The organism is Thalassospira sp. ER-Se-21-Dark (assembly GCF_017922435.1).
Lineage (GTDB): Bacteria > Pseudomonadota > Alphaproteobacteria > Rhodospirillales > Thalassospiraceae > Thalassospira.
Window position 1 is genome coordinate 640605 of the sequence record NZ_VDEZ01000001.1, and the last position, 18806, is coordinate 659410.

Sequence of the window (18806 nt, forward strand, 5' to 3'; positions counted from 1 at the left end):
GCCCAAATGCCGTGGAAGCGGACCTAGCGGCCATCCATCATCGCATCAAACAAATCGGCAATCGGCTTGAAGCTTTTGCGGTGATGGGCGGTTGGGCCCACCTCACCCAGTCCCGCCATATGTTTTTTGACGCCATACCCGGCATTACCTTCCCAGCCAAAGAACGGGTATCGCGCGGCCAAGCGGGCCATGGCGCGGTCACGCACGACCTTGGCAACGATTGATGCCGCGGCAACAGAAAGCGACTTGCTATCGCCTTTCACCACCGTCTCCACCGCACAGGGCAAACCGGGGTCGCGATTGCCATCAACCAGTGCCTGATCGGGCAAAGCCCCAAGGCGACTGACAGCACGGCGCATGGCAACATAGGTCGCCTGCAGGATATTGATCTGGTCAATCTCGCGCACGGATGCCGCGCCAATGCCGACTTCGGCACAGTTCATGATGACGCCGTAAAGGTGATCACGTTTCTTGACCGAGAGTTTCTTGGAATCATTAAGCTCAGACAGCAGTTCCACCGGAAGGCGTTCATCGCGTGGCAGGATAACCGCCGCCGCTACGACCGGACCAGCCAGCGGCCCGCGACCGACCTCGTCGATCCCGGCAATACGGCCCTGATACTGATCTTCGATGGAAAAATCCGGCATGGCGATCTCTGTCCCGTCCCTCTCTGTCCTTCGTCTTAGCAACTGGGATGCACGCAGGCAACACACCCTAAAAAAACAAAAACGGCACCGGTTTCCCGGTGCCGCTTGAATTCATCAAAGGTCCTGACCCTTTCAGGTTTCCTTTTCCTGATATTCTTCGCTGGGGTCATACCCCTCTGGTCCGATCGGATCAAAGGTTGCCCAACCTTCATTCTGTTTGCTGGGCGGCAGTTCCTTGTTCGGATCAACATTCAGCAACATGTACGCCTTGGCGATCAAGTTTGCGGTGATCGGCGCTGTCAGGAAGATAAACAGCGTAATCAGCAATTCGTGAATGGTGAATTTACCGCGTTCGATCCAGAAGAACAGCATCGACGCAATCAAGACACCACCAAGCCCCACCGTACTGGCCTTGGTCGGTGCATGCAGGCGCGGCAGAAGATCACGCAATTTGATCATCCCGAACGACCCAACCAGCAAGAACAGCCCGCCGATCACGATCAGAAGCGAAATGATGAGTTCAACAACAAACGGCATCGTTACGCTCCCTTATTCGATGATGTCGCCGCGCAAGACGAACTTGCAATAGGCCACGGTTGAAACAAACCCGAACATCGCAAACAGCAATGCCCCTTCGAAATACATCGCGGTTGCCTTGCCAATCCCGTACAGCACCAGAAGGGCAATGGCATTGATCGCCATGGTATCAACGGCCAGCACCCGGTCTGCCGTGGTCGGCCCGACGGTCAAACGATACAGGTTCATCAGAAGAGCCAGCGCAACGCAGATAAAGCCGAAATTCAGTGCATAATCGATCATTCGAAAATCTCCTTCAGACGGCGTTCGTAGCGGTTCTTGATATCGTCCACCACGCTCTGCGGATCGGGTGCGTGCAAGCAATGCACAAGCAGGCTTTTGGCATCGGCACTCAGATCAATCGTCACGGTTCCCGGCGTCATGGTGATCGTACCGGCAAGTGTTGTGATCGCCTCTGGCGAAGTCAGATCAAGCGGCACAACAACCGACTTTGATTCCAGGCTTTCGGTTTTGCGAAACAGGATCAACCCCGCCACGATCACATTCGCCACCAGAATGTCCCACAGCACAATCAGTCCGTACTCACAGATCCCATAAACGTTGCGCAAGCGCGGTCGATCCTGCCAGAAACTGGCCGTGATCAGCGGAATGATGATCGCAAGAACAAGCCCAAAGATCACAGCACCGGCCGAGACTTCATTGACCAGGAAGACCCAGACAACAAGCAGCACAAGCGTCAAAAGCGGATGGGGCAGATAACGTTTTATCATCTTTCTATCCTCTCCCCTTATTGACCGACCAGTGACAGGGCGTTTGCGCCCAGCACCGCTTCGATGTAATGCGACGTATCAAACAACTGTGCCGCAACGCCGTTCAGATACTCGGTGATCGGTCCGGCAAAGATGGTCAGCGCAATCAGGCCACCGACCATACCGCAACTGGCAATGATCGGCAGAACCGGCCATTTCGCACCTTCGACCGTTATTTCGCCGTCGACGGAGGCACTTTTCCAGAACAGTACACTGCCCGCCCGACCAAAGCCGACGATACACATCAGTGACGTCACCAGAATAATCGACCAGATCCAGACCATGGCATCGCTGTCGCGTGCCGCATCAAGGATCTGAAGTTTACCGATAAAACCACTGAGTGGCGGCATCCCGGCCATACCGATCGCACCGATAAAGAACAGAACAGCCAAAAAACCGGTCTGATGGAAGCGCGGCGCGGTATGCAAACTGTCCCCGAACTGCCCGCGGCGTGACACCACAAGATCGGCAATCAGGAACAGGGCCGCAGCCGAGAAGGTCGAATGCAGCATATAATAAAGACCGGCCGAAATGGCTTCGGGCGTAAACAGCCCGATGGCAATCAACAAGGTCCCCATCGATCCGATCACCGAAAAGGCGATCAGACTGTTAAGACGTTTTGCCGCCAGAACCCCGGTCATGCCCAGCACCAGGGTCACCAGTGCGGCCGGCAGGACATACGGCGCAGCCAGCCATGCCATGTCACCGGCCGTATCGCCAAAGGCCAGCGAATAGACACGCAGAACGCAATAGGCCCCGACCTTGGTCATGATGGCAAACAGGGCGGCCACCGGTGCCGGTGCATTGGCATAGGTGCCCGGTAACCAGAAGTGAACCGGAACAAGTGCGGCCTTTACACAGAACACCAAAAGCAGGATCAACGCCCCGGCACGAAGCAAGGCCGCATCACCCGACGCGACATTGGTCACCTGAATGGCAAGGTCGGCCATGTTCAGCGTCCCGGTGACGGAATAGATCATGCCGACACCAATCAGGAACAAGGAAGACCCTGTCAGGTTGATGACGACATATTGCATCCCGGCCTTAAGACGTTCTGCCCCCGCGCCATGCAGCATCAAGCCATAGGACGCAATCAGCAGAACTTCGAAGAACACGAACAGGTTAAAGATGTCACCGGTCAGGAACGCACCATTGACCCCCATCAACTGGAACTGGAACAGGGCATGGAAATGCTTGCCGCGCTGGTCCCATTCGCTTGATGCAAAAAGAACAACGCCAAGACCCAGAAGCGATGTCAGGAACACCATCATCGCCGAAAGACGATCCAGAACCAGAACAATGCCAAACGGTGCCGGCCAATCCGACAGCGCATACATTTCCGGGCCGTTACCACTGGCATAAACCAGAAGCGAAAGTGTGACGGCCACAAGGGCGACCGTTGCCGTGATGGAAAACACGCGCTGCAAAATGATGTCGTGACGCACCGCCAGAACAATCAGGGCGGCCATCACGGCGGGCAGCACTATGGGAACAACAATCCAGTCACCCATCAGTTTTTATCTCCTGCTTCGGATGGCGCGCCAACCGGACGACCGTCAACATGGTCATTACCGATTTCAAGGAAAGTCCGGATCGACAAAACAACGATCAGTGCCGTCATACCGAACGAAATCACAATTGCCGTCAGGACAAGTGCCTGTGGCAGCGGATCGGTATATTCGGTGACACCCTCACGCAGGATCGGCGGCATGTTGATGGTCAGACGTCCCATGGCGAACAGGAAGACGTTCACCGCATAGGACAGCAGGGCCAAGCCAACAACCACCGGGAAGGTTCGCCCGCGCAGCAACAAATAAGTCCCGCACGTGGTCAGAAGCCCAATACTGCTTGCGACAAGAAATTCCATATCAGGCCTCCTTGCCCGGCGTTGCCGCCGGTGCTGCCGACGACGACGGATCGTGGTCCATCGGCTCGGTATTTATTTCGACATGTTCGGCCATACGTTCGACCTGCGAAAGTTTGGCAAGGGCGAGCATCACCGCCCCGACCACGGTCAGGAAGACGCCAAGGTCAAAGCCCATGGCCGATGCCAGTTCAAACTCGCCAACGATCGGCAGGTGAACATGAACAAACCCGCTGGTCAGGAACGGTAGCCCGGCAACCCAGGCTGAGACACCGGTAATCGCCGCGGCAATCACGCCAAGACCGATCATGCCATGGTAATTGACCTTCATGCGGTTCTGGGTCCAGCCAAAGCCCGACGCCATATACTGCATGACCAGCGCAACCGACACGACCAGACCAGCGATAAAGCCACCGCCCGGTTCATTGTGACCGCGCAGGAAGATGTAAACACCCACCATCAGAGACAGCGGCAACATCACACGCGTTGCCACCACCATCATCATCGGGTGACGATCCGCCGAGCGACGGTTGCTGACAACCCAGTTGGCCAGACGTTTGGCCGCCTCACCCTGGGTCACGGTTTCAATCAGTGCAAAGATCGAAAGTGCCGCAATCCCCAGAACGATAATCTCGCCAAAGGTATCAAACCCACGGAAGTCAACGAGGATGACGTTCACAACGTTGGTGCCACCACCTTCGGTTTTCGAGTTCGCCAGATGATAGGACGAGATTGTGTTTGGCAGATCGCGGGTCATAATCGCCCAAATCGCACCACCAACCCCAAGACCCGCCGCAATCGAAACAATACCGTCACGCATCTTGCGGCCCGGCAGGCTTTCCTTCGGCGTTTCCTTGGGCAGGATGTTAAGCGCGAGCAACATCAGAATGACTGTCACCACCTCGACCGAAATCTGCGTCAGTGCAAGATCCGGTGCGGAAAGATAGATAAAGCCAAGCGATACAATCAGGCCAACCACACCAACCAGAAGCAAGGTCAGCAAACGGTTGTGATGCATAAAGACCGATGCAATACATGTCACAACCAGCAACAACCAGCCAATGGCAGCAGGCGGCGAGACTTCAAGAAGCTCACGCGTGCCCGACTGGAAGTCCGGCTGCGCGAAGAAGCCCGAAAGCCCGATCCCGATGGAACCGATGATCGTGATTGCAAGATAACGCTGCAATGACCCGTTATGCAGATTGTCCGAAACCAGTCGGCTGAGCGCGACGGCCTTGGCCATACCGCAATCAAACATTGCCTTGGCATCGGGCCGCGACAGGTTGGCGGTTGCCGACATCAGGCCACCGTGGCGCATCAGCAAAAGCGATCCACCAATCAGGGCAATCACACTCATGCCAAGGGCCGGTGTCAGACCATGCCAGACTGACAGGTGATATTCCGGCAATTCACCACCGATAACGGCCCCTGCGGTCGCAGCGACCAGTGGCCCGGCGATGGCTGACGGGAACAGGCCGATCAGAACCACCAGAACCGTCAGCAATGCGGGCGGTGCCCACATACCAAAGGGCGGGTCATGCGGATGATGCGGCAAGTTTTCATCACGCGGCTTGCCCAGCCAGACGTGGAAAATAAACCTGAAGGAATAGGCCACCGAGAACAGGGCACCAACGGTCGCCAGAAGCGGAACCACCCAGTTCTGATCCAGCCACATGGTGTGCCATGCTTCTTCCAGCATCATCTCCTTGGAAATGAAACCATTGAGCGGAATGATACCGGCCATCGAGGCAGCGGTGATAATCCCGATGGTGCCTGCAATCGGCATCAGGTTCAGCAACCCGCCAAAACGACGGATATCGCGGGTTCCGGTTTCATGATCGATGATACCGGCCGTCATAAACAGGGCCGCCTTGAAGGTCGCGTGGTTGATGATGTGAAACACCCCGGCAACGGCCGCCATCGGCGTCCCGAAACCAAGCAACATGGTGACAAGGCCAAGGTGGCTGACGGTCGAATATGCCAGAAGCCCCTTAAGGTCGTGCTTGAAGATCGCAATCCATGCGCCCAGCACCATGGTCACCAGACCAGCGGTCGCAACGATATAGAACCATTCCGGCGTGCCCGACAGAACCGGCCACATACGCGCCATCAGGAAGATGCCCGCCTTCACCATTGTGGCCGAGTGCAGATAGGCCGAAACCGGCGTCGGTGCCGCCATCGCATGCGGCAGCCAGAAATGGAACGGGAATTGTGCCGATTTGGTAAAGCAACCCAGCAAAATCAGGATCAAGGCTGGCAAATACATCGGCGATGCCTGGATCAGATCGGCGTTCTGCAAGATCACGGTCAGATCATAAGACCCGACAATATCGCCAAGGATAAGCATCCCGGCAATCATTGCCAAACCACCAGCACCGGTCACGGCAAGCGCCATGCGCGCGCCCTGACGGCCTTCAGGCAAATGTTTCCAGTACCCGATCAGCAGGAACGAAGACAGCGACGTCAGTTCCCAGAAAATCAACAGCAGCAGGATATTATCGGAAAGAACGATGCCGACCATGGCCCCCTGGAACAACAGCAGGAACACATAGAACCTGCCCATCGGGTCGTCCTTGGAAAGATAGAACCGCGCATAGATGATAATCAGAAGACCGATACCCAGGATCAGGGTCGCAAATAGCAACCCGAGCCCGTCCAGGAAGAAGGTCACATTCAGACCCAGTTCCGGAAGCCAACTGTAACTGACCTGAAATACCTCGCCGGCAATGACCGCCGGGGCCTTTGCCATCAGCAAGATCAGGGCAAGCAGCGTGACAGAACCGGTCGCTGTGGCACAAGCATTGCGCCCGGCCCTGATCATTATGGCGGGTAAGACCGCCCCAATGAAGGGAAGCAAAACAATGAGGGTGAGACTCATGAAAGACCCTTATTTTTGGATATTCGCCGCATCGCCCCGAACGCGAGACAGCAAGAAAATTCCGCCAGAAGTTAATATTAGTACTGATAATGGTCAAGAAAACCCAAACAGCGCAGCTTTTTAACACCCTGCTGTCAAGTGAAGCCGATCACCAAAGATTGCAATTATAGCGGGCAAACCTTACTTTTTACCGCCTGCGAGCTGTATCGCCTCTGGCATCATGCGCAGTCTGACCATGGCAATCGTTCCCAAAACAGGCCCGACAGCCAACATGGCAAACGCCCCCCACCAACCTGTCTGATCGGCGACAACCGGTACAAGATGGATGGAAACAAGTGCAATCAGGAACCCGATGGCATTTTGCAGGGTTAATGCCGTGCCGACTTGATGCGGGTCAGCCAGTTCAATGACGCAGGACGAGAATTGCGCGGAATCCGCGATCACGGAGATCCCCCAAACGATGCAGACCACAATAAGAAGTATAATCGGGGCATCGGATAACCCACCGGCAACCAACGCACAGGCACCACTAACGATCATGGCGGCAATCGTCACTGTCGTCCTACCAATCCGGTCAGCATAATATCCCCCGGCCAAGGATCCGAACGCACCGATGCCAACAATGGCAAAGGTCGAAAGTGCGGACCAGACACCGGGATTATCCATCACACGATCCGAAAACGCGCCATACAGGAACAATCCGATCCAGCCCCACATGGCATACAGTTCCCACATATGCCCAAAATAGCCATAGCAGGCATGGCGCAGCGGCTTGTTTGCCCAGATCTTGCCAACCATTTTGGGATCAAACCGTGGGGAACGTCCCGGTGTCCCGCCCAGATGCACAAAAAGGATGGCAATCGCCGCGATATAGGCGGTCACACTGGCAGTCATGATCACGTATCGCCAGTCCAAGGGCACCGCAACAGCAAACAGGTGCGGCATCGCAGACCCCATGGTCAGCGCCCCGACCAAAAGCCCGACCAAGAAACCGGTATCCCCGCGTGACCAGGTTGCCACCATCTTCATGCCAATCGGATAAATCCCGGCCATGCAAACGCCCGTGATCAACCGCAGTAGGATCACGACAATACCGTCAACCGGAACAACGAGGATCAGGATATTGGCAGTCGCGGCAATCATCGCCGATGCCGCCCAAAACCGCCGGGGCTCGATACGATCCGCCAGACCCAGGATCGCACTGGTTACAGTTCCCAGAACAAAACCCAGCAAAACTACACTGGTAAATAATGAAGATTGCAGCGCCCCAATACCAAACTCACTGCGCAATTGCGGCAGCACCGCTGTGGCCGAAAACCACAGCGCAAGCGCCATCAACTGGCAGATCGTGATCATGGAAACGGCAAAAGTCTTGCCCGTACGCACCGTGCTTCCCCCGCAGCATTTTTAGCATTTCGGCCATCATACACAGATGTTGTCGAATGCCTATCTTGGAACAGTTCACCTTTCCAGCCGTTTCAACAGTACCCCGACACCTGAAATGGCAGGAAGGTCACAATGGATTTGCTTGATCAATATTCAAACGGCGTCATGACCGCACTTGGTTTCTTCTGGAACGCACTGTGGGCGTTTGTGCTTGGTTACGCCATCAGTGCCGCGATTCAGGTTTTCGTCCCCAAGAACCGCCTGACTGCACATATGGGCGATGCCGGGATCGGTAGTGTTTCGCTTGCCGGTCTGTTTGGCGCGATATCAAGTTCATGCTCGTTTGCGGCCCTTTCGGCGGCACGATCCTTGTTCCAGAAAGGTGCACATTTCATTGCCACTGTCGCCTTCATGTTCGCATCGACCAACTTGGTCATTGAACTTGGCGTTCTGATCTTCCTGTTTCTGGGGTGGCAGTTTCTGGCCGCCGAAATCATTGGGGGTATCCTGATGATTGCGATTTCTGCTGTTCTGATCCGTGTGACATATCCCAAGGAGATGATTGAAGCCGCCAAGCAACATGCCGACGCGGAAACCGGCAGCGAAGAAGACGACTTCGACTGGAAGAAACGCATCAAGTCCAAGCAAGGCTGGCAGCAGGTTGGTAACCGCTTTGTCATGGAATGGCAGATGGTCTGGCGTGAAATCCTGATCGGCTTCACGATTGCCGGCTTTATTGCGGTCTTTGTCCCGGCCGAATTCTGGCAGACCTTGTTCCTTGCCGGGGACGGCACCGGTAAGGCGGCAGATTTGCCGTTCCTGACCGTTCTTGAAAACGCCCTTGTGGCACCATTTGTCGCGGCCGCGACCTTTATCGGCTCGATGGGTAACATTCCATTGGCGACAGTTCTTAGTGCCGGGGGTGTCAGCTTTGCCGGGATTATGGGCTTTATCTATTCGGACCTGATGGTCCCGCCACTGGTCAAGGTCAATGCCCGGTATTATGGCTGGAAAACTGCGCTTTATATCGCGGGGGTCATGTATGCCAGTATCGTCGCCACTGCCCTTGTGCTGCACTATGCCTTTGTCGCACTTGGCGCACTGCCCGAAAGCAGCCGCGACATCGCCGAGGTCAGTGCCTTTGGCGTCAATTATACGCTGTTCCTGAATATCGCGGCCTTTGGGCTGATCGGCATCTTGCTGTGGCTCCGCCGCGAAGGCCAAAAGGCAGCACAGCATGACCACGAGCATGATCATGGTGGCCACGACCACAACCACGGTCATGATCACGATCATGATCACGACCATGGCGACGGGTCTTTGCTTTCCCTCAAAAACGTGATTGTCGGGACCGCACTTACGCTGCTTGCAGGTGGCCTAGTACTTAAGGCAACCAGTTTGATCTAAAAGAAAAAAAGTGCCGCCGGCAAAGCCGAGCGGCACAGGTTTCCCGAGCGGGAATGAAATACTAAGTCAGTTAACTTAATCAGGTCAGATCACGCTGATCATCAATCACTTTGCCGTCATTGGGCAGACTGCCAACATCTGCGGCCAAAACCGTCCCGCGCAGCTTGCAAACACTGGCAAGCGTTTCGGCAATCGCATCAATCTGGCCGTCATCAATACCCTCGCAGGTCAGGGTCATGACGTCGTTATCGTTTTCGCGGGTAACGACAAGCCGCGCCTTGGCAATGTCGCCATGACGTTTGACGATTTCACCGATCTGTTGCGGATGAACAAACATGCCCTTGATCTTGGTGGTCTGATCGGCACGCCCCATCCAGCCCTTGATACGATGGTTTGTGCGACCACAGGCGCTTTCACCCTCGGCAATTGCCGACAAGTCGCCGGTTGCAAACCGGATCAGCGGATAGTCCATATTAAGCGTGGTGACGACGACTTCGCCAACCTCGCCCTCTGCCACCGGCTCACCCGTGCCCGGACGGACGATTTCAAGAATGATGTCTTCGGCAACAATCATGCCGTCCTTGGCATCGCTTTCATAGGCAATCAGGCCAAGGTCGGCACTGGCATAGCATTGCAGCATGGCGATATCGCGTTCGGCAAACCACGACCGCAGACTTTCTGGCAATGCTTCGCCCGAGACAAGTGCGCGCTTGATCGATGAAATATCCGCACCGAGTTCCTCAGCCTTTTCGATCAGGATCTTCAGGAAGGATGGTGTACCGCTATATCCGGTTGGTTTAAGGTCGCTGATTGCCTTGACCTGTGCTTCGCTTTGCCCAACTCCGGCCGGAACGACAACACACCCGCAGGCACGTGCGCCACTGTCAAAGATAAAGCCACCCGGTGTCAGGTGGTAGGACAGGCAATTATGAACAATATCGCCGGGGCGGAACCCAGCGGCAAAGAACGCACGGCCCATCCGCCACCAGTCATCGCCCTTGCCCTGTGGGTCATAAATCGGCCCCGGGCTTTGGAACAGGCGCGCCATCGCCGGGATTGGCGTTGCATTCAGACCCGCAAGCGGCGGTTCTTTGGCCTGTGCATCAATCAGATCCGACTTGCGGGTCAGCGGCAGTTTCGCCAGCGCCTCGCGGGTGGTGATTTTTTGCGGCTCGATATCGGCCAACAGTCGACCATAAGCCTTCGATTGTGACTTAGCATGATGCAGAATGCGCGGCAGCGCTGCCATCAAGCCGGCCTCGCGGCTTCCGGGAGTTCGCGTTTCGCGCTCGTCATAATAAGTTTTAAGCATCATACCCGACTTTCATTCAAAGGCGTCCACCACACCGATACACGGGATCGGTGTTTTAATCCTAGAGCCAACGTTTGCGGCGCTTGTAGGACTTGATGTTCTTGAAACTTTTGCGTTCTTCAGACCCGCCGCCAAGATAGAACTCCTTAACGTCCTCGTTATTCAGAAGCTCGTCACGGGTGCCATCCAGAACAACCTTACCGCTTTCCATGATGTAACCATAGTCGGCAACCTTAAGCGCAAAGTTGGCGTTCTGTTCAACAATGAGCATGGTGATGCCCTGTTCGCGGTTGATCTTTTCAATAATCCCGAACACTTCCTTGACCAGAAGCGGCGACAAGCCCATTGACGGCTCATCAAGCAAGATCATTTTGGGCCGCGCCATAAGCGCACGGCCAATCGCCAGCATCTGTTGCTCCCCACCTGAAAGGTAACCGGCAAGTCCGGTACGTTCCTTAAGGCGCGGGAAATATTCAAAGACCATTTCAATATCGTCTTTGACCTTGTTGTCCTTGCGCGTATAGGCGCCCAGACGCAGGTTTTCGATGCAGGTCATATCCTCGATGATACGGCGGCCTTCCATAACCTGAAACAGGCCGGAGCGCACGATATCCTCGGGATTGCCATTGGCAATCTGGTTGCCCATGAAGCTGATGTCACCACGGGTAACTTCGCCGTCCTCGGTTTTCAGCAAACCCGAAATCGCCTTGAGCGTCGTGGATTTACCAGCCCCGTTCGGGCCAAGAAGGGTAACGATCTTGCCTTGCGGAACCTCAAGCGAGACGCCACGCAGGACCAGAATCACCTCGTCATAGACGACTTCAATATTGTTGACCGACAGCATCGGTTCGGCGGTTTCGATTTTGCGGGCGGGCTCTGCCATGGTGTCCCTTTCGAATGATCTTCTTGTGATCTCCAGCTGTCGGAGACAGGGCATCTTGCGTCTTATGCCCTGCCTCCGAACAGTCTGGGAGACATTCGTCTTACTGGATGGTCTTAGTAACCAAGCCAGTCGTCACGACGCGGCAGCGTTACAGTCGTTACTTTTTCGACCGTTGCTTCGCCGCCCTTGGCGCTACCGTTATAGATATTGACGGTGTTGATGCCGCGATGGTCTTCGGCGGTCCAGGTTGCTTCCATGCAAACGCCTTCAAGACCGGCCGGCACCCAGTTCTGGCGGGCATACATGCCTGCCTTGATGTTCGCGCCGGTGATGCCGCCATTGTTCTTGGCCCATTCCATGGCTTCTTTCATGTAATAGGCAGAACAAATGCCACGGATATAGTGATGGGTGCGGAACTCTTCGCCAGAGCGATCCGACATCTTGGAGATTTCGCGCACCAGATCCATGCCCGGAACACCTTCATCAGTCCAGAAGCTGGTCATCGCCGGGAAGATGTAGTTTTCGACATCGCCAATGGTTTTAAGGGTCTCGTAGTCACCAGCCCAGATGTTGGCGAGCCATTTCGGGGTGGCACCAACCGTGTCACAGGATTTCACCAGCGACACAACCGAGGGGCCAAGGTTACCAAGGTAGCCATAGTTGGTCCCGGCTTCCTTAAGGGTCAGGCACTGCGCCTTGAAGTCACCCGGCTTCATCGAAACAACCACCGGTGCGGTTACTTCAAAGCCAAGCTCGGTTGCGTATTCCGCACAGGCTTCCTTCGGGGCGTTCGGATAAGGGTGGTTATCGCCAATATGCGAGAAGACCGGCTTGCCCGAACCACCGGACTGTTTCCAGTCTTCTGCGGCCCACTGAACCAGCGCACGGCAGGCATCGGAATAGGACGCACCATAGAAGAAGTTATAAGGTGCCGGTTTGGCGGTTTTCGGGTTTTTGCCCGTCGGGTCGGTCAGGTGACCGGAATAAGATGCGGAATAGACCGGTACTTCATCCTTGGCAACGAAGCTGATCAGGGCTTCGGTATCGCCTGTGCCCCAGCCCTGCATCGCAACCATGTCGTTGCGCGAACGCCATTTCTTGTAGTTCGCAATCGCCTGCGGAACCTTGTAGGCATAGTCAACAGATTCAGAATCCAGAACCGTGCCATCAATACCGCCATGGGTGTTGATGTAAGACAGCGCATCGCGCACACCATCGGCATAGAACTTGCCGATAAAGCCGGTGGCACCGGTAATGTCCATCAGATGGCCGACAAATACCATATCGTCATCTGCTTGTGCTGCCGAGAACGACAGCCCCGTTGCGACCATCGCGGTCGCAGCAATCAATCTTTTCATAACGACGTCTCCCTTGGACGTTTTCACTAAAGTAAGCCTCCCGGTCGCCCCGTTTTTGTCCCGGCCCTTTTGTTTTTTTGTAAGCGGGCCGGGTTCGGGGTTTTAGTCAGTACGAGAAGGGATAAAGCTTCCAGTACGCCCTGATCTGTTGCCAGCGATGGGCAAGCCCATCCGGCTCAAAGATCAGGAACAGGATGATGGCCAGACCAATTGCCATCTCCTTGATATAGGCCAGCCCGTCGGTCACAGCCGTCGAATTGGCCCATTCAAAAACGCTCAGTGCGCTGACACCGGTTTCCATGACTTCGGGCAACAAAACCATGAACACCGTGCCCATCAAGGTCCCTTTGACGGAACCAAGACCACCGATGATGATCATGCCCAGGAACTGGATCGACAGCAGAATGGTAAAGCCCTCGGCCGAGACAAAGCCCAGATAGTGGCCATACATCGCCCCACCGACACCGGCATAGAAAGACGAAATGGCAAAGCTCATCAGGCGATATTTCGTGAGGTTGATCCCCATGATTTCAGCCGAAAGATAATGGTCACGTACCGCGACAAAGGCACGACCATCACGGGTCCGCATCAGGTTGGTGCCCAGCAGATACATCACCACCAGGAAGAACAGGCAGACATAGAAGAAGCTAAAATCATCCAGAACTTCATAGCCAAACACATTGACCGGATTGGCAGCCGCGCCATAAGACCCACCGGTAAACCATTCGGCCCGGGCAAAGAAATCTTCGAGGATGAACTGGGCTGCCAGTGTCGCAATCGCCAGATAAAGCCCCTTGATGCGGGCCGCTGGCAACCCAAACAGCATGCCAACCGCTGCGGTCATCAGACCGGCCAGCGGGATCGACAACAGGACAGGAATGCCGGTTGTGTTGTTGATCCAGGCCGATGCAAAGGCACCAAAGCCAAAGAAGGCAGCGTGGCCCAATGAAATCTGCCCGGTAAAGCCGACCAGAATATTCAAGCCCAATGCGGCAATCGCGAAGTATGAGATCTGAATGAACAGGTTGACGTAATAGCCATCCAGAACAAACGGGATCATGGCGACGGCAAAGATGCCAAGGATCGCGGCGTTACGGATATAGGTCGTATCAAAGATGCGGGTATCCTGACGATAGGTGGTCCGGAAGTCACCGCAAGGACGTATAGAAAATCCAGCCATAGTATATCTTCCCCGTCCTCTAGATACGTTCGATGTCTTTGGTGCCAAACAGGCCGTATGGCTTGATGCACAGGATAATGATCAGCACGTAGAACGGTGCGATCGAGAACAGGTTGCCCCAGTGCAGATACTGGCCGTCAACAAACTCTGCGGTGTTTTCAAGCAGCCCAATGATCACGCCGCCGACAATGGCACCGATGATTGAATCAAGCCCGCCAAGGATCACCGCCGGGAACACCTTGATGCCGATCACCGAAAGGGCGGACGACACGCCATTGACCATGCCGATCACGATCCCGGCGACACCCGATACAAGGGCCGAGATTGCCCAGGACATCGCGAATACGGTTTTGACGGAAATACCAAGGCTTTGCGCGACCTGCTGATCAAAGGCGGTTGCGCGCATGGCAAGGCCAAGCTTGGAATATTTAAAGAACCAATAGAACCCGGCCATGATGAACAACGAGATCACGAAGCTCATGATATAGGCCGTCTCGATCTGCATCCCCAAAAGGTTGACTGATCGGGTTTCAAACACCTGCGGATAGGTCGCCGTGGTTGCCCCGAATATCCACTTGGTTGCTGCCTGGAAGAAGATCGAAAGCCCGATGGTCACCATGATGACCGAAATGATCGGTTCGCCAATCATCGGTCGCAAGACAACCATCTGCAGGACGACGCCAAACGCCATCATAAACAGCAAAGTAAACAGGAAACCCAGCCAGAAGGGCATGCTCATTTCGACTAGGAATGCATAGCATACCCATGCCCCGATCAGCAGGAACTCACCCTGGGCAAAGTTAACAATCTGGGTCGATTTGTAGATCAGGACAAAGCACATGGCGACAACGCCATAGAGTGTCCCAACAATCAAACCGTTCAGCAGAAGCTGGAACAGAAGTTCGAAATTCATGTTGCCATCCCTGTAATGGCGACCCAAGCCTTTGGCCGGGGCCACAGTTATGCTGCTGCCTTATTCGGCGGCTTTCGGGGCCGTCTGTGCGGCCTTGTCATTATCAAGATCAACGACCTTCACACTCGTCTGGATGCGGGTTTTGGACCCGTCCTGGAAGGTGATCATGGTGTCGATATCAACCTTGTCATTGCCGGCATAAACCGCATCGATGATGTCGGCATATTTCTCGGCAACCACACCACGGCGCACTTTGCGTGTACGGGTCAGTTCGCCGTCATCGGCATCCAGTTCCTTGTAAAGCAGAAGGAACCGCTTGATCCGCTGGGCTTCCGGAAGTGTCTTGTTCACTTCGCGGATTTCCTCGGTGATCATGTCATAGACCTGCGGCTGGGCTGACAGGTTGGTGTAGTTGGTAAAGGCAATCCCGCGCTGCTCGGCCCATTTCGCCATGATCGAATAACGAATACAGATCATGGTCGACAGGAACGGCAGGCCCTTGCCAAGAATCACGGCCTCGGCAATGAAGGGCGAGAATTTCAGTTTGTTTTCAATAAACTGCGGTGAATAGCGCACCCCGGTCGAGGTTTCTGCCAGATCCTTCATACGGTCAATCACCACAAGGTGCTTGTTCTCGTCCTTGAAGTAACCGGCATCCCCCGTATGCATCCAGCCATCCCGGACATCTTCGTCATAGGCGGCCTGATTTTTGAAGTATCCGGTAAACATGCCCGACGTGCGCGCAACGATTTCGCCAACCCCGTTTTCATCGGTGTTGATCACCTTGATCTCGGAATTATCAAAGGCAACGCCAACCGTATCAAAATCAATATCGCCCGGCTGATGGATGGTGTAGGCGCCGCACAGCTCGGTCTGACCATAAAGCTGACGCAACGGCACGCCCATCGCATGGAAGAACCTGAAGGTTTCCGGGCCAATTGCGGCACCACCCGTCGCTGCAGAACGCAAATTGGAAAATCCAAGACGGTCTTTGAGCGCATTCATCAGGATCATATCGGCCATCTTCGAATGACCACCGGCATCCATCGCGGTGCGCGCCAATGCCATACCGAAATCAAACATCTTTTGCTTGAACGGCGTGGAATCCATCATCCGTGCGCGAACGTCGGCGGCAATGGTTTCCCAAACGCGCGGCGCCAGCAGGACGAAGTTCGGACCAATTTCGCGCAGGTCGGCCATCATGGTTTCCTGCTCTTCGACGAAATTGACGATCTGGCGGCTGATCAGCGACTGACCAACCACATAGACCTGCTCCATAATCCACGGCAACGGCAGGACCGAGACATAATTGTCACCCGGATATTTCGGGTCAGCACGAAGGTAAGCCGCACAGTGATCAAGGAAATCACCGGAATTGAGCATCGCCATCTTCGGCTTGGACGTCGTGCCCGACGTGGTGCACAGAATGGCGCATTCATCGCCACGGGTGTCAGCAACCATCTGGTCATAAATGCCCGGATTTTTTGCCTCCAGCTCGCGCCCCAGTTCATAAAGCTTTTCGACATCCAGCAACCGCGGATCGTCGTATTTGCGCAACCCGCGCGGGTCGCAATAAACAATATGGTCGACAGTCGGGATGTCTTCGCCAAGCTCGAGCAGCTTGTCGCACTGTTCCTCGTCTTCGGCGATCAGGATGCGCGCGCCTGAATAGGTAATCAGATAGGCGACTTCTTCGTGCAAGCTGTCCTGATAAAGACCAACCGACATACCGCGCAGCGCATGCGCCGCGATTTCGGCCCAAACCCATTCCGGACGGTTTTCACCAATGATACCAACAACATCGCCCTGCCCAAGGCCAAGGGCGCGCATGCCAAGCGCCATCCATTTGACGCGGTCGTTATAATCCTGCCAGGTGAATTCCTGCCAGATGCCGAATTCCTTTTCGCGCATGGCGACTTCTTTGGGCCAGTTGCGCGCGTTATAGGCCAGCACTTTCGGGAAGCTATCAAGCGACTGAACGTCGGCATATTCCGGGATATTGCTGCTCATGATCAGGCCACCTGCTCGTCTTCGTCCGTGTCGTCGTCTTCTTCGCCGAGATAGGCTTTCTTGACATGCTTGTTGGCCATGACCTCTTCCGGCAGGCCTTCGGCAATCTTGCGACCGAAATCAAGGACCATCACCCGGTTGGAGATATCCATGACCACACCCATGTCGTGTTCGATCATGACAACGGTCATGCCCCACTCTTCATTGAGGTCGATGATAAAGCGCGCCATGTCCTCTTTTTCTTCGAGGTTCATGCCCGCCATCGGCTCATCGAGCAGGATCAGGTCCGGACGCAAAGCAACAGCACGCGCAAGCTCAACCCGTTTGCGCAAACCATAGGAAAGCGTGCCGGCGGTCGCCTTGCGGATATGGGAAATTTCAAGGAAGTCGATGACGTCTTCGCAGAAGCGACGATGATCGAGCTCTTCTTTCTGCGCCCCGCCAAACCAGTAAAGCGGCCCGTTCAGAAAGTTGTTCTTAAGCAGGTGGTGACGGCCGACCATGATGTTATCAAGCACATTCATGTGCCCGAAAAGCGCCAGATTCTGGAACGTACGCCCGATACCAAGTTCGGCACGATCATTCGGCTTGAGCCCGGTAACATCCTTGCCCTTGAAAGATACCGAACCGGTCGTTGGCGTATAGCGCCCCGAAACGCAGTTCAGCATAGATGTCTTACCGGCACCGTTCGGGCCGATAATCGAAAAAAGCTCGCCCGGCTGAACGGAGAAGCTGACATCACTCAGCGCGCGCACGCCGCCGAAAACAAGCGACACGTCGCTAATCTCTAAAATAGGACTCTGTGACGTCATGCCGTCGCATTCCTCCCTGACTTGGGCCGCAAATGCCGCAGAACCGCATTTCGGGTTCTTTCGCGTGAAAATTTGCAAACCGCTGTTCAGTTTCCCTGATGATGTGTCGGTTTATTTTATGACCCTGACCTTACGGAAACCGGGCTTGACACATTTAATAGGCATTTAAGTACCAATTTCAGCATATTGCGTCAATGCAATGATTCTCAAGGTGTTGGGACTTTTCTACAAATTCGCATCGCACAATTATTTGACAACAGAATACACTGACCGCTCTACCCTTGATTACGTAACGTTATCTCAGGTTGCAGGTCGAAGACGGCGCACGAAAACACCGCAATGCAAAAATCTTTCGCAATCATGCACCGCACAATTCGCACGCATTGCGAACCTGTCGCTTTGCAGTCAAATTCGAACCCGCCGCCCCGACTCCGGTGCGGAGTCGTCGTTACAGGCGGCCGGACCCTGCGCCCCAAACCGACATTCACTCCCGCGAACGCCGGCGGCTTTCATAACCATGTCAGGAAAAACAGACTCCGTGCTTTGCCCGTCCTATTGAAAGGCCAAAAGCCACGGCACATATCGTCTAAAGCCGTTTGACTGCTTGTTGGGCTTTGCCAACATGCTGTGATCAACGGGTTTTCACCAATACCCCTTTTCGGGGTCTGGACTTTCAAAGGGAATTGTGGTGTAACCCCGTTGCACATAGATATGTAGCCGTGACCCGCGTCACGCAACACAGATAGCCCACCGCTCGGCGCTCCGACGGTCGGGGTGTCTTGTCACGACAAGCCCTTTTAACCACCTTGA

16 protein-coding genes are annotated in these 18806 nt (G+C 54.9%); 1 reads left to right on the plus strand and 15 read right to left on the minus strand.

What is annotated here, in order from left to right; translation table 11 throughout:
• Positions 1–23: 23 nt before the first annotated feature.
• The 8 genes from FHI25_RS02820 to FHI25_RS02855 form a co-directional block, all read right to left on the minus strand.
• On the minus strand, positions 24–647 hold the full coding sequence (locus tag FHI25_RS02820) for a ribonuclease HII (RefSeq protein WP_210514930.1): 624 nt from the start codon (positions 645–647) through the stop codon (positions 24–26).
• A 132-nt stretch (positions 648–779) separates the two neighbouring features.
• Complete coding sequence (locus FHI25_RS02825) at positions 780–1184, minus strand: Na+/H+ antiporter subunit G (RefSeq protein ID WP_064779806.1); 405 nt, start codon at positions 1182–1184, stop codon at positions 780–782.
• Between the two features lie 12 nt (positions 1185–1196).
• Positions 1197–1466 carry a K+/H+ antiporter subunit F gene (locus tag FHI25_RS02830; RefSeq protein ID WP_063088598.1) on the minus strand — a complete coding sequence of 90 codons (270 nt, stop codon included), beginning with the start codon at positions 1464–1466 and terminating at the stop codon, positions 1197–1199.
• Entirely contained in the window at positions 1463–1954 is a 492-nt protein-coding gene (locus FHI25_RS02835; RefSeq protein WP_210514933.1) for a Na+/H+ antiporter subunit E, read from the minus strand. Before FHI25_RS02835 ends, FHI25_RS02830 begins: the two co-directional genes overlap by 4 nt.
• A 17-nt stretch (positions 1955–1971) precedes the next feature.
• Complete coding sequence (locus FHI25_RS02840; RefSeq protein ID WP_210514936.1) at positions 1972–3504, minus strand: monovalent cation/H+ antiporter subunit D; 1533 nt, start codon at positions 3502–3504, stop codon at positions 1972–1974.
• Complete coding sequence (locus FHI25_RS02845; RefSeq protein WP_064779809.1) at positions 3504–3860, minus strand: Na+/H+ antiporter subunit C; 357 nt, start codon at positions 3858–3860, stop codon at positions 3504–3506. Before FHI25_RS02845 ends, FHI25_RS02840 begins: the two co-directional genes overlap by 1 nt.
• Before the next feature lies 1 nt (position 3861).
• A complete protein-coding gene (locus FHI25_RS02850) occupies positions 3862–6735 on the minus strand; it encodes a monovalent cation/H+ antiporter subunit A (protein ID WP_210514939.1) in 2874 nt (957 codons plus the stop codon).
• A 180-nt stretch (positions 6736–6915) separates the two neighbouring features.
• Positions 6916–8121: an MFS transporter gene (locus FHI25_RS02855; RefSeq protein ID WP_210514942.1), complete on the minus strand. Its 1206-nt coding sequence runs from the start codon at positions 8119–8121 to the stop codon at positions 6916–6918.
• Between the two features lie 132 nt (positions 8122–8253).
• On the opposite strand from FHI25_RS02855, the gene FHI25_RS02860 reads away from it, so the two are divergent.
• A complete protein-coding gene (locus tag FHI25_RS02860; RefSeq protein WP_210514945.1) occupies positions 8254–9528 on the plus strand; it encodes a permease in 1275 nt (424 codons plus the stop codon).
• Positions 9529–9607: 79 nt separating this feature from the next.
• Here the strand turns inward: FHI25_RS02860 and FHI25_RS02865 are convergent, their stop codons facing one another.
• The 7 genes from FHI25_RS02865 to FHI25_RS02895 all read right to left on the minus strand — a co-directional run bounded on the left by FHI25_RS02865 (position 9608) and on the right by FHI25_RS02895 (position 17996).
• On the minus strand, positions 9608–10843 hold the full coding sequence (locus FHI25_RS02865; protein WP_210514948.1) for an AMP-binding protein: 1236 nt from the start codon (positions 10841–10843) through the stop codon (positions 9608–9610).
• Positions 10844–10901: 58 nt separating this feature from the next.
• Positions 10902–11684 (minus strand): ABC transporter ATP-binding protein, encoded by a 783-nt coding sequence (locus FHI25_RS02870; protein ID WP_008889240.1) that lies wholly within the window; start codon positions 11682–11684, stop codon positions 10902–10904.
• Between the two features lie 152 nt (positions 11685–11836).
• Complete coding sequence (locus tag FHI25_RS02875; RefSeq protein ID WP_064779813.1) at positions 11837–13081, minus strand: ABC transporter substrate-binding protein; 1245 nt, start codon at positions 13079–13081, stop codon at positions 11837–11839.
• Between the two features lie 106 nt (positions 13082–13187).
• Complete coding sequence (locus FHI25_RS02880) at positions 13188–14261, minus strand: branched-chain amino acid ABC transporter permease (RefSeq protein WP_008889238.1); 1074 nt, start codon at positions 14259–14261, stop codon at positions 13188–13190.
• A 19-nt stretch (positions 14262–14280) separates the two neighbouring features.
• Positions 14281–15174, minus strand: a complete 894-nt coding sequence (locus FHI25_RS02885; RefSeq protein ID WP_210514950.1) for a branched-chain amino acid ABC transporter permease — start codon at positions 15172–15174, stop codon at positions 14281–14283.
• 60 nt (positions 15175–15234) lie between these two features.
• Positions 15235–17184 carry a long-chain fatty acid--CoA ligase gene (locus tag FHI25_RS02890; RefSeq protein WP_210514953.1) on the minus strand — a complete coding sequence of 650 codons (1950 nt, stop codon included), beginning with the start codon at positions 17182–17184 and terminating at the stop codon, positions 15235–15237.
• A gap of 2 nt (positions 17185–17186) precedes the next feature.
• Positions 17187–17996, minus strand: a complete 810-nt coding sequence (locus tag FHI25_RS02895; protein WP_040822694.1) for an ABC transporter ATP-binding protein — start codon at positions 17994–17996, stop codon at positions 17187–17189.
• Between the last annotated feature and the right edge of the window lie 810 nt (positions 17997–18806).